At 58.6% G+C, this 15,917-nt stretch carries 16 protein-coding genes and 1 tRNA gene; 11 read left to right on the top strand and 6 right to left on the bottom strand.

What is annotated here, in order from left to right:
* Positions 1-70: 70 nt before the first annotated feature.
* Positions 71-259 carry a hypothetical protein gene (locus tag P9L99_10295; GenBank protein MDP8223737.1) on the top strand — a complete coding sequence of 63 codons (189 nt, stop codon included), beginning with the start codon at positions 71-73 and terminating at the stop codon, positions 257-259.
* A gap of 28 nt (positions 260-287) precedes the next feature.
* Positions 288-656: a hypothetical protein gene (locus tag P9L99_10290; GenBank protein ID MDP8223736.1), complete on the top strand. Its 369-nt coding sequence runs from the start codon at positions 288-290 to the stop codon at positions 654-656.
* A gap of 396 nt (positions 657-1,052) precedes the next feature.
* Here the strand turns inward: P9L99_10290 and P9L99_10285 are convergent, their stop codons facing one another.
* On the bottom strand, positions 1,053-1,631 hold the full coding sequence (locus P9L99_10285; GenBank protein ID MDP8223735.1) for a zinc ribbon domain-containing protein: 579 nt from the start codon (positions 1,629-1,631) through the stop codon (positions 1,053-1,055).
* 761 nt (positions 1,632-2,392) lie between these two features.
* Here P9L99_10285 and P9L99_10280 point away from each other — a divergent pair.
* Positions 2,393-2,938: a formylglycine-generating enzyme family protein gene (locus tag P9L99_10280; GenBank protein MDP8223734.1), complete on the top strand. Its 546-nt coding sequence runs from the start codon at positions 2,393-2,395 to the stop codon at positions 2,936-2,938.
* A gap of 271 nt (positions 2,939-3,209) precedes the next feature.
* Positions 3,210-3,656: a site-specific integrase gene (locus tag P9L99_10275; GenBank protein MDP8223733.1), complete on the top strand. Its 447-nt coding sequence runs from the start codon at positions 3,210-3,212 to the stop codon at positions 3,654-3,656.
* Positions 3,657-3,753: 97 nt separating this feature from the next.
* Here the strand turns inward: P9L99_10275 and P9L99_10270 are convergent.
* Together P9L99_10270 and P9L99_10265 are read right to left on the bottom strand one after the other, a co-directional pair.
* Positions 3,754-3,851 (bottom strand) — tRNA-Sec (locus tag P9L99_10270).
* 35 nt (positions 3,852-3,886) lie between these two features.
* Positions 3,887-4,972, bottom strand: a complete 1,086-nt coding sequence (locus tag P9L99_10265) for a hypothetical protein (protein MDP8223732.1) — start codon at positions 4,970-4,972, stop codon at positions 3,887-3,889.
* Between the two features lie 103 nt (positions 4,973-5,075).
* On the opposite strand from P9L99_10265, the gene ndk reads away from it, so the two are divergent.
* From ndk to P9L99_10250, 3 genes are all read left to right on the top strand, one after another.
* Positions 5,076-5,495, top strand: a complete 420-nt coding sequence (ndk, locus tag P9L99_10260) for a nucleoside-diphosphate kinase (protein MDP8223731.1) — start codon at positions 5,076-5,078, stop codon at positions 5,493-5,495.
* 139 nt (positions 5,496-5,634) lie between these two features.
* Positions 5,635-6,009 (top strand): transcriptional repressor, encoded by a 375-nt coding sequence (locus P9L99_10255; protein ID MDP8223730.1) that lies wholly within the window; start codon positions 5,635-5,637, stop codon positions 6,007-6,009.
* A gap of 10 nt (positions 6,010-6,019) precedes the next feature.
* Entirely contained in the window at positions 6,020-7,150 is a 1,131-nt protein-coding gene (locus tag P9L99_10250; GenBank protein MDP8223729.1) for a hypothetical protein, read from the top strand.
* 9 nt (positions 7,151-7,159) lie between these two features.
* Here the strand turns inward: P9L99_10250 and P9L99_10245 are convergent, their stop codons facing one another.
* The 3 genes from P9L99_10245 to P9L99_10235 form a co-directional block, all read right to left on the bottom strand.
* Positions 7,160-8,368, bottom strand: a complete 1,209-nt coding sequence (locus tag P9L99_10245; GenBank protein ID MDP8223728.1) for a transglutaminase-like domain-containing protein — start codon at positions 8,366-8,368, stop codon at positions 7,160-7,162.
* A gap of 72 nt (positions 8,369-8,440) precedes the next feature.
* The gene (locus tag P9L99_10240; protein MDP8223727.1) at positions 8,441-10,534 is read right to left on the bottom strand and encodes a M14 family zinc carboxypeptidase; all 2,094 of its coding nucleotides are present in this window, start codon (positions 10,532-10,534) and stop codon (positions 8,441-8,443) included.
* A 23-nt stretch (positions 10,535-10,557) separates the two neighbouring features.
* Positions 10,558-12,546: a M14 family zinc carboxypeptidase gene (locus tag P9L99_10235; GenBank protein ID MDP8223726.1), complete on the bottom strand. Its 1,989-nt coding sequence runs from the start codon at positions 12,544-12,546 to the stop codon at positions 10,558-10,560.
* Positions 12,547-12,712: 166 nt separating this feature from the next.
* On the opposite strand from P9L99_10235, the gene P9L99_10230 reads away from it, so the two are divergent.
* The 4 genes from P9L99_10230 (at position 12,713) to P9L99_10215 (ending at position 15,915) form a co-directional block, all read left to right on the top strand.
* Positions 12,713-13,378, top strand: coding sequence for an MBL fold metallo-hydrolase (locus P9L99_10230; protein ID MDP8223725.1), 666 nt, complete (start codon positions 12,713-12,715; stop codon positions 13,376-13,378).
* Positions 13,379-13,445: 67 nt separating this feature from the next.
* The gene (purD, locus tag P9L99_10225; GenBank protein MDP8223724.1) at positions 13,446-14,720 is read left to right on the top strand and encodes a phosphoribosylamine--glycine ligase; all 1,275 of its coding nucleotides are present in this window, start codon (positions 13,446-13,448) and stop codon (positions 14,718-14,720) included.
* 2 nt (positions 14,721-14,722) lie between these two features.
* Complete coding sequence (gene purE, locus P9L99_10220; GenBank protein MDP8223723.1) at positions 14,723-15,223, top strand: 5-(carboxyamino)imidazole ribonucleotide mutase; 501 nt, start codon at positions 14,723-14,725, stop codon at positions 15,221-15,223.
* 47 nt (positions 15,224-15,270) lie between these two features.
* Positions 15,271-15,915 carry an L-threonylcarbamoyladenylate synthase gene (locus tag P9L99_10215; GenBank protein ID MDP8223722.1) on the top strand — a complete coding sequence of 215 codons (645 nt, stop codon included), beginning with the start codon at positions 15,271-15,273 and terminating at the stop codon, positions 15,913-15,915.
* Positions 15,916-15,917: the final 2 nt, after the last annotated feature.

Raw genomic sequence — 15,917 nt, 5'->3', positions numbered from 1 at the left:
ATTCCAGCCTGCCGACCATTGTTGTGCCGGTTGAATAAGTGGTGATCGGCAACTTAAAAAGGAGGTCTGAATGAAACCGCTCCGGATCGTTGAAGTAGTGCTTTTACTCATATCGCTGGTGGCGTTGATCTATGTTTACTTTGCTTTTCGCGAACACTTCCCGTGGCTGCTCGCCGGGTTCGCCATCGGTACCGTTTCGGGAGTTATCCTGGCGGTCCTGATCCCCCGCGGTTGGAAAAGGATGAAAAAGAACTCCTGACCTGTCCCTCGCCAACACTCGTCCGTCAATGAAATCAACAAGTTGTGGCCACGCCAAAATCTCCCTATTCTGGCGAGATGAAGACTCGAAACCAGCGACCGTCAATATCGTGATTTCGAGCAAGATTTTCATGCCAAAAGCATTTCAAGGCAATCACGAAAAAACAAGTGAAATCAACATGGACGAAATTTTCGGAACCCACGAGGGTCAGGTCGATGGCTCTTACGTAAGCCGCATGCTCGATCTCACGCTGCTCGCCCCCGACATCATCGATGCCATCCTGGACGGCAAGGAAACATCAGGCCTGTCGCTCACCACGCTCACCAAGAAACAGATTCCGCCGCTCTGGGAAGAGCAGCGAAAAATCTTTGGATTCACGGCAAAAGATGAGGCGTAACCTCTCGGTTGATTGGATATTCTATTCGGCAAGATCAAAATTCACCTGTCGTCGAAAATGAACCTTACCACACAGCGTAAATGAACGGGAGTATTGCAGGATCAGATAGAATAAGCACCACAATTAGGAGAAGGAAAAAGCAAAAGGGGATCGTGGTCATCAATAACTTCGTGTTTTTCGACCATGATGGGTTTTTCCATGCGAGGTAAATTCCAAGGGGCGGAAAAACCAACAGCAGAGCAATGATAATCCAGCCTTCTGAAAGGATCGATTTTTCTTCCACGAGCTTACTCCTTATGAGCCTGTCCGCGCTTTCAGTTAAAAGTTGGGAGGGCGATTTGTTGACCTCATTTCACACCAAATTCATTTCGGTGGTAAGGTATCCTTGAATTAGAGCTAAACTCCGGCAATCATGAGCAGCACAAAACCGAGAATCGCGGTTAGCATAATTCCCCCTAACAAAGAGATCGTAACATGCACAACCGTGTGGAATCGGTATCGTTCCGGTTCTTTCTCAAGTTCATTTAAAGCAAAAAGGCCCATCACAAACGCCGCCGGTACCACAATACCACACAATAGCGGAGTGGCGACGAGAACGGCCAGCATCACCTTGGTGCGGGTCGAAATTTCTTGTCCTGATGGATTAAGCAGCATTGAATACGTTTGTCGCCAGCGAAAGGAACAATAGCCGACCGCCCCGACCCCTAACATCAATAGAGCAGCCAGAAGACCTTGTCCAAGTTTGGCTTGTATGTTCGCGATTTCTCTTATCTTCGAGGCTCCTAACATTATGATCATTGCAAACACCGTCGCAGAAAGACCCACTGCGGCAAATCCACCCCATAAGAGGTGTCGCTTCAAGGTTTCCCTTCGCGAGAGCACAACAGCGACAGGACCTTCTTTTGCACTGCCGCATTTTTGGCAAAATAGAGCATCCTCTGATAGCTCATTTCCACATGATGGACAAAAAGGCATTTCGACCTCCTCATTATACCCGATGAGCTATAAAAGTTCTTTCCCGCATTTCGGACAGAACCGACTGCTACTGTTGATTGATTGCGAACTGTACCGCACCCGGTTTCTTGGACACATATTTTCACTAAGCGGCCTTTCTGTCAAAGGCTTATTCGCGGCGCACTTGGTTTGGGCTTCGGAACCCCATTTTCTCGATCAGCCACTGTTCGTTGTAGTGTGATCGCCGGTCGAAAAGTGAAGCACTCGCCGGGTTTGGTGGAGGCGGTGGAAAGTCGTGGCATCCTGAGTTATTTCCCGTTGTTTCGGTTACGAAACGATGGGGGAAAGGATGTACAAAGACATGGAGATGTGGCGCGACATTCGGCGGCGAGTTTTGGTGGAAAACGAGAGCAAGCGTCAAATTTGCCGCGAGTACGGGATTCACTTTCGGACTTTGCAAAAGGTTCTGGTGACCTGCCCTCAGTTAAGGTCCCACTGATTCTGTTCGTCCGACACCCTGTTTCTGTGGACGGAAGGGCGAGCCCCACAGGCCACAGCAAGCGGAATAAATGAGCGAAACACTGGTTACCGTGACCAGCCGGGATGTGGGGAAGGCCACTGCGGCGAAATCCTGTCCCTCGCCAAAACTCGTCCGGCAATGAAATCAACACGTTGTGGCCACGCCGAAATCGCCCTATTCTGTCGGGATGAAGACTCGAAAACAGCGCCCGTCAATATCGTGATTTCGAGCAAGATTTTCATACCAAAAGCATTTCAAGGCAATCACGAAAAAACAAGCGAAATCAACATGGACGAAATTTTCGGAACCCACGGGGGAAGGAACCAAGGATCATCCGGTGGAAACGGTTTCTTGGCTGGACGCGGTAGAATTCTGCAATGCGCTTTCCAAGAAACTGGGTATGAAAGAAGTCTACGACATTGATGAGTCGAACGATACGGCGACGCCAATCGAAGGCGCAAAAGGAATACGTTTGCCCACCTCGGAAGAATGGGTTTACGCCTGTTTGGCCGGAGGCACGAAAGACCCTTATGGGCCGGTGGACGAGATCGCTTGGTATCTCGACAACTCAGAGCGCAACACCCATCCGGTAGGCGAAAAGAAACCGAACGCCTGGGACCTCTATGACATGCTCGGCAACGTCTATGAGTGGTGCTTTGATCGGCCCGAAGAAGACGGCGCTACCCGCGTGCTTCGCGGCGGTGGCTGGTACGTTATTGCAGGCAATGTGCGCGCGTCGGATCGGAACGGGTTCTATCCGGCCGACCGTGGCAGCAGCGTTGGGTTTCGTATTTCCCGGGACTGTTAAGAGTTACCCTTGGGCTCTTTTCCCCTTTTACCCTTTTCGGGGGAGTCCAAAGGGGCTCGCCTGTCCCTCGCCAAAACTCGTCCGTTAATGAAATCAACAAGTTGTGGCCACGCCGAAATCTACCTATTCTGTCGGGATGAAGACTCGAAACCAGCGACTGTCAATATCGTGATTTCGAGCAAGATTTTCATGCCAAAAGCATTTCAAGGCAATCACGAAAAAGCAGGTAAAATCAACATGGACCGAATTTTCGGAACCCACGGGGGTCATCATCGTCGATCGCGCCGTCTACCTCGGAAGGGTGGGCACGCCCAAAGGAGTCGAAACACGTGAGGTACCGATGCACCCCGAGCTAAAGAAGGTGCTCTGGCGCTATCGCCAGCTTCGGCACCTCAAGACTGATCTGGTCTTTCCCGGGAGGCTTAAAACCCACATCTTGGATCACGAGTACCTCGGTGCTCTTCACAGGGTTCAACGACATGCTGGATTACCTCGGATCACCTTCCACGACATGCGGCACAGTTTCGCAAGCCAACTTGTTATCCGAGGGGTCTCGCTCTACATCGTCCAGAAGCTACTCGGGCACAAGCACATCGAGACGACGATGCGCTATGCCCACCTTTCACCCGAGGCGAAAGATGAAGCTGTGAACAAGCTGTACTCCGACCTCGGCTTGGTCAAAGACGATGAGGAAAACCAGGATGGGAAGGCTGAGTAGCAATGAAGTGCCCGCGGTTTTTGGTCACACTTTTGGTCACACCGGCAAATAACAAGGGGTCACAAGCACGTAAGTACCCGTAACCCCTACGAAAAGCTGGCGGAAGTGGATGGGAATCGAACCCACCAGGGCCGTGATTAGCGACCCTCACCGATTTTGAAGACCGGGCGGCACACCAGTTACCGTGCCACTTCCATGGATTTCGTTTGTAGCCTTGACGGCCGCGGTGGTCAACCGCCCGGCGCGCAGGGAGCGGGCAGCAGATTCTGCTCGCAGACGGCCTCGGCCAGCATGCGGGCCAACACGTCGTGACCGGCAGGCGAAAAGTGACAGTCGTCAAGAAACATCTCGCGCCGATAGTACGCCTTGAGAAATTCGTCGGACGCGTCGACCACCATCAACCCCAAGCGGCGCGCCACGACGCCGGTGTGCGCCGCGCTTTGAGCTTGGAGATAGTGAAACCGCCACCATGGCGAACCCGGCTCCGCTTTGACCGCCATCGCGTCATGAAAAACGCCTCGCGAAAGCAACGGAACGACCAGCAACGGTACGCCGAGCTTGTCACAACGGGCCTTGATGCGCTTCAGATCCTGCTCGGTGTAATGGCTGATCAGCTTGCGCGTGTTGGCGTCATCAATGGAGTTAACGAACCCCTCGAGGTCCCCGTACTGGCTCGCGTGGCGGGCGAAGTCGGGTGGCCGCAGCCACAGCCGCAGCAGTTTGTACAAATGAAGACGCGCCAGCCCGTCGCGCACCTGCATCCGCAGGCGATGTTCTTCCATGAACTTGCGTAACTCGAGATAATCGCGTCGATAACCGTAGTTGGTATAGAGCACCACGAGGTCGAACTCGTAATTTCGGAAGCGCTTCTCGATCATAATCGCTTGCTTCCAGAGCGACGAACCCGGCATACCGGCGTTGATCATCTCGACCGGCAAGCCCCGTCCGCGCAGCATGTCGCCCAGCAGGTACATGTAGGTCTGCTCGACGCGAACGTTGGTGCCGAAAGTCGTGGAGTCGCCGACGCTTAGAATGCGGTAGGTGCCGGGCTTCTTTTTTGGGTCCACATCATGACCGCGAAAGCCCGATCCGTTGAGGAATTCCTCCACGTCCGTCCACGGATTCATCGCGTGCGGCACCATGGCGTAGTTGACGTCGTACACATCGGAAAACAATTGCTCGGCCGTCGTTTGCGCGACGCCGCCGATGCGAAGCAGCACCTCAACAACCGCAAGGCAAAGCAGTGTCACTACGGCCGCAAACAACAACCGCTTACGTAATTGCACAGCTTTTCGTCGCAGCGATGTTCCCGCCACCGGGGCACCTCCTTCCGCTCAGAGTAGGCGAGCGAGCCGCGCCGTCAAGTTGCTTTTCGCGGCGGGACGCTTATCTTGAATTCGTCCACGCAAGGAGGAAGAGATGACCATCGAGCGCACGCTGTCGATCATCAAACCCAACGCCGTCGAGAAAGACCTCATCGGGCGGATTATCGATCGCTTCGAACAAAACGGGCTGCGCGTAAAAGCGGCGAAATTGATATGGCTGAGCAAACGCGAAGCCGAAGGGTTCTATGCCGTCCATCGCGACAAGCCCTTTTTCGACCACCTCACGGACTTCATGAGCCGCGGCCCCTGCTTGGTGATGGTGCTCGAAGGCGAAGACGCCATCGCGAAAAACCGCGAACTGATGGGCGCCACCGACCCGGCCAAAGCCGCGCCCGGTACGATTCGCGCCCAGTGGGCCGACAGCCTCACCGAAAACACGGTACACGGCTCCGACGCGCCCGAGACCGCCGCAGAGGAAATCGCCTATTTTTTCGCCGCCAGCGAGATCTTCTAGCCGCGCCTCAGGCCGACAAATCGATGCCCGGCAACGCAGCCGTGGTGTTATCAAGCTCCGGCTCGGCGCGGTTGTTTTCCCGCGCCGCTCTTGTATGACGCGTGGTATTCGCTATGTTTAGTGTTGTAGGAGTAACCAATTGCAGCGAAAAACGAGACAGCGGGACGCTATTCGTGCGGTGTTTTTGGAGAATCCGCGGCCGTTACGGGTCGAGGAAGTTCACGAATTTGCCCAAAGTAAAGTGCCGCAATTGGGCATCGCCACCGTCTACCGCAACCTGAAGTTACTGATCGGCGAAGGCGAAATCGTCGAGGTGCCGGTGCCCGAACTCGGGACACTCTACGAGCGCGCCGGGATCGATCACCACCATCATTTTTACTGCCGCCGCTGCCGGAAGCTTTTCGACTTCCCCGGTTGCCCCATCGACGAGAGTAAACTCGCCCCACCCGGATTTTCGGTGGATTCCCACGAATTGTTCCTCTTCGGCGTATGCTATCGCTGCAACGACGAATAGAAAGCGTGTCTTGTTGATCGAATTTCAAAACGCCGACGCCCTGCGACGCCATCTGGCCGACCACGGTACCCTGCTTGATGTCGTCATCCAAAATGTCGATCTGACTTCCCTCGATGCCGAACTGCGACGCGTGCCGGCCACCGGGGCGTTTTTCCTCGGCTGCCACCTCACGCCCAACGCCCTGGACCACATCGTCGACACCGGTGGTATCGTCTTTCCGCGATTACCCGCTTTGCCCTATCGACCCTATCGCGCCACCCTGTACGCGCCGAGCGAATTGATGGAAGGCTATGTGCCCGGCAAACTCGGCAGCTTTCTCCACGACACACTCGACGGGCGCATTTACCGGCACTTCGCGCAATACCGCGGCCCCGAAAGCTCGCCGCCCATCATCGAAGCCCTCGCCCAGCGCATCCATGACCACGCGATCGACGACGCCCTGCGGGAGCTTCTCGCCTCGCGACCGAAAGTCGTGGGCATCATGGGCGGTCATGCGATGAAACGCGACGAAGCGGCTTACCGGGACATCGTGAGTCTCGGGCGTCGCTTGACCCGGGCCGACTACTTCGTGGCCACCGGTGGCGGACCGGGCGCGATGGAGGCGGGCAATCTTGGCGCGTACTTGGCCCCGCGCGAGGCCGACGAAGTCGAACGCGCCGTCGATTTGTTGCAGCAGGAAACCGATTTCCTCGCCGATCGCTACGTTGAACTAAGCTGCGAACTGCTGCAGCGTTATCCGGCCGGCGGCGAGAGCCTGGCCATTCCTACTTGGTTCTACGGCCACGAACCCACCAACCAATTCACACCGTATATCGCCAAGTATTTCGCCAACAGTATCCGCGAAGACGGTCTGCTGGCCATCTGCCGGCACGGCGTCGTCTATACACCGGGCAGCGCCGGCACCTTCCAGGAAGTGTTCCAAGACGCGGCGCAAAACCAGTATGGGCTCTTTCACTGGATCAGCCCAATGGTGTTCTACGGCCGAAAGTTTTGGACGGAAACGGCGCCGATTTTCCGCTTGCTGGAAAAAATCGCCGCGCCACACGTCTACGCAAAGCTTTTGCTGATCACCGACGACGTGGAGGAGATTGTCGAGTTCCTGGCAAGCCATCCGCCGCTGCCGTATCCGCCGCAGAGTTAGCGGCCGACATTAGCGAAGCATCCACCGCAGCGTGACCTCCGCGCGATCCCCCGCCGCCCAGCCGTAGCTCAGCGCCGTCAGTCCCGGATCGGGAACCGGTATCCAACCCGACGCCGCCATCGCTTCCACAAGCAGGCGCGTACCCGGCGGCCAGGGCGCGGCGGCTTGGTGCTTGAAGCGGTGGATTGCCTGGGCGGGCCGGTCGTAGTAATCGGCCAGCACCGTGGTCGGGCCGTCGGGCCCGGCGGTGATCGTCGCCTTGAGCACTCGGAAAGGGAATTCCCACAAGAATTTGTTGGGCGTCACGGACAAATCCAGATCGACGCGGCTCACGAATGCGTTTTTGCCGCCGCCGCGTCCGGCAAACAACTCGCGATGCCGCACTCGCCGAAATCGCACTTCGTCGCCCGGGGCCAAAACCAGCGGCACCGGTGGCTTGCGCCATTGCGGCGGGATATCGCGCTCGACGGGCCGTGCTTTGCTTTGCCACACACGGTCAGTCAACCGGGCGAAAAGCCACGGACGGTCCGCCTGGTTCCACGCGCCCTTTCCGCCGGCGGCACGCACTCTCTCGAAACTGGGCACCACGCCGTCGTCGTCGTAGAAAGCGTAACCGTACATGGGGTCAAATACGTGCCAGCCATCATCGTAGAAAATCTCGACGACCGCGTGTCCCCCGTCCAAATCCAACGTTCGCGCTTTCAGCCCCACCGACCGCGCCGCCATGGCCACCAAGAAACAAAGATCGTCGCACTCGCCACAACCCAAAACGTGCATCATGGGCCACGGACGCCCCTCGATGTCCTGCGCCTTCGTCCCGCATGCTTCGGGGAACACGTACCGGCGGACCCAATCGACAAGCAGCGCCGCGCGATCCGCGTTGGTGTCGGCACGCTCCGCGATCGCTCGCGCCTGTGCGTCGAATGACAGCCACGGCGAAATCCCGTCCCGCGTCACGAATGGTGAGACCAAGGGCGTGGCGCCCGTGTTGCGAATGGTCAGACCCTGCGGCCGGACCGCGCCGCGCAGGTGCGCGTTGACCAACAGCCACCCCTCAGGGCGCGTGATCGTCCAACAGTTGCTTTCGGACTTCCACCACAATCCACTGAAGACACCGATGCCTTCGGTAAAGGTGTACACGAACAAAAGGAACGCGACCGAAAAGGTCGCCAGCGCCGTCCACGCTATGCGGCTTACTCTGCGTCGCCATATTGCCATACGCGCATTTTACGCTAATTAAACGAAAAAGGCCCCCAGGTGGGGGCCTTCCTTGAAATCGCTTCCGTTTTCTCAGCCGCAGCCTCCACCGCTATCGTCATCGTCGTCGTCGTCATCATCGTCGCCCGCTGCGTCGTCGTCGCCGATTGTGTCGTCGTCGCCGCCGGTATCGTCGTCGGTTACGTCGTCGCCGCCGGTGACCGAAATGTAGTCTTCACGGGTCAGTTCGTCATCGCCGCCCGGGCCGCTTGCCGTTAGCGTTACGGTATACACGCCCGGAGCGTTATAAACGTGCGTGGGGCTGAGTTCGTCCGAACTCCCGCCGTCACCGAAATCCCAACTCAGTGTATCCAGACAACCCGGCGCGACGTCCACGGTGGCAGTGAACGCCACGTCCAGCGGGGCCGCACCGGTCAGCGGAGTGCCCGAGAAATTGACCACCGGGGTATCGCACACCGCAAAGGCTTCGATGGCGTCGATATCCGCGCCCGGGGTGGCCCCGGTGTTCGCGCCGTCGCCGTCGTCTTGGATCAACACGTAGCGCGCCTCGGCCAGGCCGGAGGACGCCAAGTCGAACTCGGTGGTGCCGCTGCCCGCTCCCAGGCTTTGCCAGGGGCCGGTCCACTGCGCGGCTACGAGCACGGTGTAGCCTTCGTCGTCGCCCTTTTCCACGACGCGGAAGTCGGCGCCGGAACCATCAACCGCCGCGGTCGTCTCGCCGAACTCAAATGCGGCGTAACCGTTGACACCCAAAGAAAAGGCCACATCGTCGGCACCGCCCAGCACCGCTGTGGGCAGCGAGACGTTATCCGGTCTATCGTTGTTATCCTTACGGAAATTCAGAACCGTACGCAGCGCGCCGAAATCCGTAGCCTTCGCCGGTGTCAATTCGACGTCCAGGTCGACGCCGCCCGAGGATGGCACGGTAACCGGCACTTCATTCCAGCCAAAGCCGTTGGCCCACACGTAAAGCGTATGATTGCCCGCCGGCAGTAGTCGATAGAAATCGCCGGAAATCGGATCCGAAGTCACCGGCAGCCGGGAGTCGGCGACGATGACAGCCTCTAGTGGCTCGCCGGTGGCCGCGTTGGTGACCAGCCCGTGCACGGCGTCGGCCGACTTCTGCGCCCAGGCAACCATCGCCGGGACGTTCTTGTTCAAGTAGGCGGGAATATTCGCCGCGGGCGGCATTTTATTGTAGCTGATTTCCACGATCACCGAGATCGTGCCGATGGCCCCGTGGTACCAATCTTCCGAAGTGCCGTCGGCGATATACCAATCGGCGCCGTTGGTGATGCCGTAATTTGCGAGGTTGTCGTAGACGTGGCTCATGGCGCGTTCGAGATCATCCTCGGGGCTGCGCGTGTAAATACCGTCCCAACAGTAGTTCACGACTTCGGCGCCCGAGTGGTAGCTGATCGAAAACAGCGGCCTGATATCCATGACAAAATCCATCATGGCAAAAGTTTCGGGTTGCCCGTTCCACGAGCCGAACCCTTCCCACCCGAACGGATAGTTGCGGTTCATGTCCACGCCGTTGCCGTTGCCGCGCCGGAGAGTCAGCCCGTCGGGATTCACCGCCGGCACGATCCAAATCTCATTGCTGTCGACCAGGTTCGTGATCGCGGGGGTCGAGCCGTAGTTGTCCAGCAGCTCGTAAATGAACGCGAAGGCCAGCTCCGTGGCAATGGCTTCATCGCCGTGAATCGAATGGTCGTACAGCAGCGCAGGCTCGATCTCGTCGAGGTTGACGTTGTCGCTGATTTTCAGCGCGTACATCGTTTTACCGCCGGCCGAAGTACCGATCTCGAAGCGCTTGGCCAGGTTGCCGTACGTTTGGGCGATATCCTGCAATTCGGCCACCACTTCGGGGTAGCTGCGGTATCCCGCCGCCTTGACGCCGTCGAAGCGACCGACAACCTTCACCTCAAAGCCCTGCGCCTCCAGGTACGCGACCTCGTCCTCGCTCGCCTGCAAGCGCAGGTCATTGCCGTCGCGTCCAATAACCGTCAGGTACAACGGTTTGAGCGCGTCGTAATCGGAAAGATCGTCCAACTGAAGGACGACATCGAGGCTTTTTTCGTTCACGTTGGCCGTAATCGGCGCCGCCGACACGAGCGCGGCAACCAGAACCAAAACAACCGTCAATCCAGCTATGCGTTTCATGGAATTGCCTTCCTTTATCTGTCTCAGGAACAGCCGCCGCTGTCGTTATCATCGTCGTTATCGTTATCGTCGTTATTGTCGTTGTCGTCATCGTTGTCGTTGTCATCGTTGTTGTCGTCATCATTGTCGTCATCGTCATTGTCATCGTCGTTGTCGTCATCATCGTTATTGTCATCATTGTCGTCGTCGTTGTCGTCATTATCGTCGTCGTCGTTATCATCATTGTCGTCATTATCATCGTCGTCGTCGTCATCGTCGTCGCCGACCTGGTAGAACGCTTCGATGGCATCGATATCCGCGCCGGGTGTCGCGCCGGTGTTGAGGCCGTTACCGTCATCCTCCAAGCGCACGTAGCGGATTTCGTCCAACGTCACGCTCGAAAGTGACAACGCCGCCGTGCCGGTGCCGCTGCCCACCGATTGCCAGGGTCCGAGCCAGTCATCGGAGACCTTTACGGCGTACCCGTCGGCCCCGTCGCTTTCGATTTCCGTCACGCGCAGACGCCAGCCGGGGTCGGTCGATACCGGCGTCGCAGAGCCCATATCCCAAACCGCCCAGCCATCCACGCCCGTGGAGAAGGCGACGCCGTCCGGTAGGCCGAAAGCCGCGTGCGGCAGGCTCGTGTTGGCCGGATTGTCGTTGTTGTCGTCGCGCATGTTGATCACGCAGCGCACGGCGGCCGGTGCGGCGGCGTCGCTGGCCGTCAACTCCCACGCTACGGTCAGGTAGTCTTCGTCGGGGACCACCACGTCTTCGAAAAGGACAGCGTCGTAGCCGTTGGCGAACACCTGCACGTCGTAGGTGCCCGCTTCTAGGATTCGGAAAAAGCTGCCGTCGACCGGATTGCTGTACACCGGCATGCGCTCATCGACGAACACCGTCGCTTCGATCGGGTCGCCGGTCGCCTCGTCGGTGATCGTGCCCCACAGGCCCCACCTGGCCAGCGAGGCCCAATCGAGCATCGCGTCCATGTTCAAACCGACGTAGTAATCGATTAGCGACGCGGACGGTTTTTTCGTGTCGCTGATTTCGACGATCGCCGACAGCATGCCTTGCGCGCCGTGGTACCAGTCCTCCACGGTGCCGTCGGCCACATACCATTGCGCGCCGTTCGTGACCCAGTAACCGCTAAGATCCCCGTAGCGAGTGCTCGCCACTAACTCGATGTCGTTATCCGGACTCAACGTGTAAACGCCATCCCAATTGTAATTGACCGCTTCGGCACCCGAGTGAAAATCGATCCCCGCCACCGGATGAATGTCCCGCGCCAGGCGTATCAACGACTCGGTTTCCGGTTCGGGCGACCACGTGCTCCACCCTTCCCACAGGTACGGGAAATCACGGTTGAGGTCGCTGCCGCCGCCGTTGTAACGCGAGACCGCAATGTGCCCGTCGGGATTAAAAACCGGTACGATATAGAATTCGAGATCGTCGACCAACGCAACAATTTGCGGGTCGTCGGCGACGTATCCCGCCAACAACAGGTTGATGAACGCCATCCCCACCTCGCCAGCGATGGCTTCGTCGCCGTGGACGTTCAAGTCATACAAGATCACCGGCTCGGCTTCATCGACCGCCGCGTTGTCGGAAATCTTGAGCACCCACAAATCGTGGCCGTTGTACGACTCGCCGAAGGAGATCAGTTCGGTAATGGCGTCGTAACTCGGATCCACGTCCAGCACCGCCAGTTCGGCTTCGATTTGGGCGAAGGTGTGGTATTCCGAATCGCCGATTTCCGGCTCGCCGCCCGCCTTGCCCAGAATCCGCACGTCCCATCCGGCCGCCTGCAAGGTCGCAACCTCGGCCAGGCTGACCTGCAGGCGCAACTCATCGTCGTGTCGGGAAGTGATGGTCAGGTAGTAAGGCTTGAGCGCCGCCAAATCATCCGGCGAATGCATGACCAGAATGGCTTCGTAATCTCGATCGCCTTCAAAGGCATTCGGAGCCGCGGTCGCGCACACCGCGCCGACCGCTAACAATATGACGAGAATAAACAATCCGCGACGTGCCATGGTGACACTATCCTTTCGCGCCCCACATTTATACAGCCGACCCACGCCGCGAAAACGGCGGTTATTTATAGCACGCACAATCTCAAAAGACCACGCGTAGCATCGACGTTGAAAGTACCTTTCCTTTTGACTATGCTGCACGCGTTCAACGATGGAGGCGGCTTCCATGCCCTTTGAGCGCGTGGTCGGCAGCGTGTATGTGGTCGGCGGTGATGCCTTTACCTACGCGGGTGATTGTCTGACCTATCTCGTGGCCGGGCCGCCTTTGGTATTGATCGACGCCGGCGCCAACCTCGAAGTCGATCGTCTCTGCGACAACATCCTGGAAACCGGCCACCAACCCGAAGACATCGCCTGTCTGCTGCTCACCCACGGCCACGTCGATCACATCGGCGGCGCGGCGGCCATGCGCGAAAAAACGGGATGTCGCATCGCCGCCCACCTCGATGACGCCGACGCCATCACCACCGGCGACGAGCGCCGCACGGCGGCCAATTGGTACGGAATTCAACTGCCGCACTTACCCATCGACGTAACGCTACGCGGGGACAGCGGCGAAATTTCCGGCGTGAAATGGCTGCACATCCCCGGGCATACCCCCGGCTCGATCGCGGCCTACATGGATACAAGCGCCGGCCGCGTTCTGTTTGGGCAGGATGTACACGGCCCGTTCAACGCCATGTTTCAATCGGACATAAAATCGTGGCGTGTCAGCATGGAAAAGCTGCTCGCGCTGCAACCGGATATCCTGTGCGAGGGCCATTTCGGCGTGTTTCGCGGGCGGGAACAAGCGACACGGTTTATACGCGGGCAGCTCGCCGCGCACGCGTAGACTTTACACACCGTTACCAGTTGGTACACTCGCCATCTCCCATACCTCAAGCGAAACGGAGGCGACGATGAAAGTGTTGGTCATTGGCGGCGGCGGACGCGAACACGCGTTGGTGTGGAAAATCGCCCAATCCCCCCTCGTCAAACAGGTATGGTGCACGCCCGGTAACGCCGGCACCGCGACTTGCGGCGACAACCTCCCGATCTCGGCCGAGGATATCGACGCCCTGCTCGACTTCGTCAACCGCGAAGACGTCGACCTCACGATTGTCGGCCCCGAAGCACCGCTGGTGATGGGCATCGTCGACCGTTTCGAAAAGGCCGGGCGGAAAATCTTCGGACCCAGCGCCGAGGCCGCGCAAATCGAAGGCAGCAAGGCTTTCTGCAAATCGATCCTGGACGGTGCCGGAGCCTCCAGCGCCGCATACCAACTTTTCACTGATCCCGACGAAGCCAAAGCGTACATCCGCGAACAGGGCGCCCCGATTGTTGTGAAGGCCGATGGACTCGCCGCCGGCAAAGGAGCCATTGTTTGCGCGACGATTTCCGAAGCCGAAAACGCGGTGGACGACATTTTGGTCGAGCGACGTTTCGGCTCTGCCGGCGACCGGTTGATCGTCGAAGAATGCCTCGTCGGCGAGGAGGCCAGCTTCCTGGTTTTGTCCGACGGCGAACACGTGCTGGCCTTAGCCTCCAGCCAGGACCACAAACCCGTCGGCGACGGCGACACCGGACCCAACACGGGCGGCATGGGGGCCTATAGCCCCGCTCCCGTCGTCACACCGGACCTGCACGAACGCATCATCAAGCAGATCATCGAGCCCACGGTTCGGGAAATGGCCCGTCGCGGTCATCCGTACAAGGGCGTCTTGTACGCCGGTCTGATGATTGAGAACGGCGTTCCCAAAGTGCTGGAATACAACGCGCGTTTCGGCGACCCGGAATGCCAGCCCCTCTTGTTCCGCATGAAAAGCGACATCGTACCGCTGCTGCTCGCTTCGATCGACGGCACGCTGGACCAACATCAAATCGAGTGGGACGAGCGCCCCGCCGTGTGCGTCGTCATGGCCAGCGGAGGCTACCCCGACGCCTACGAAAAGGGCAAGGAAATATCCGGCCTCGAAAGTGCGCTGCCCGACACCCTTGTGTTTCACGCCGGCACGAAACTCGAGGAAGGGCGCGTCGTGACCAGCGGCGGACGCGTGCTGGGCGTCACCGCCCGCGCGGCCGACATCCCGGCCACGATCGACTTGGCCTACGAAGCCGTGCGGCTCATTGGCTTCAACGGAGCCAATTTCCGCACCGATATCGGTAAAAAAGCGTTGAAATGGTTGGGGGATTGATCATGGCTAAAGCCAAAGTGCTCATTTTGATGGGTTCGGATTCCGACTGGCCGGTGATGAAGCATGCCGCCGAAGTGCTCGGGCAATTCGGTGTCGGCTACGAGGCGCACGTCTCCAGCGCGCACCGTACGCCCGCGCGTACCGCGAAATTCGTGCGGGGGGCCCGCGACGAGGGTTTTTCGGCGATCATCTGCGGGGCCGGCGCCGCTGCGCATCTGGCCGGCGTCTGCGCCGCGGAAACAACCCTGCCCGTGCTCGGCGTTCCCTTGGATGCAACGAGCCTGCACGGCCTGGACGCATTGCTGGCCACCGTGCAAATGCCCGCGGGCGTGCCGGTGGCCACATTTGCCGTCGGCGAGGCCGGGGCGCGAAACGCGGCTCTGTTTGCCGTGCAGATATTGGGGACCGCGCGAAAAGCCGTCGCGGCAAAGCTCGCCCGTTACAAAGCCGAAATGGCTGACAAAGTGGAGAAAAAAGATCAAAAGCTCCAGGAAATGCTGTAAAGAAAACTCTTGCACGTCCGTGCGCACTGGTTTAGTTTACCGGCACCATGCAACCGAAAGATGCAGAGCTAGACCAACCCCCGCCTGACCTAAAGGCGCTTGTGGCTCGTCTGGATGACGGCGAGGTAGTCGCCTTTCCGACCGAAACCTTTTACGGTTTGATAGCCCGAGTCGACCGACCCAATGCGCTGCGGAAGGTCTTCGAACTCAAGGGACGTCCGCCCGAACGCGCCCTCCCCGTTGTCGTCTCCACATTCGGCGTCGCCCGCTCACTATGGTCCGCGATACCCGCCGATGTTGAAAAACTGGTCGCCCGCTTCTGGCCGGGCCCCTTGACGATCGTCCTGCCCGCCCATCCGGCGGTAGACATGCTGATAACCGGCGGCAGCGACACTGTGGGTATCCGCGTGCCGGGCAGCGATGCCCTTCGCCGCCTGGCTTCGTTGTCCGGCGGAGCGCTCGTGGCCACGAGCGCCAATTTGGCCGACCAACCTCCGGCGCGCTCCTGTCGCGACATTTATGAGTACTTCGGTAGCCAACTTGTTTGCGCGGAAGGACCGCCGCTGCCGATAAGCAAAGGCAGTACGGTTTTACTATGCACCGAATGGCCGCCGTTGATTCTCCGTCAAGGTGAAGTATCCCGTGAAGTGCTCGCGGACGCGATTGGCGTCGAACCCGATTTGAGGAATTAAAC

The sequence above is a fragment of the Candidatus Lernaella stagnicola genome (assembly GCA_030765525.1).
GTDB lineage: Bacteria > Lernaellota > Lernaellaia > Lernaellales > Lernaellaceae > Lernaella > Lernaella stagnicola.
The sequence above is the reverse complement of the archived record's forward strand: the minus strand, read 5'-3'. Positions and strand labels throughout refer to the sequence as shown.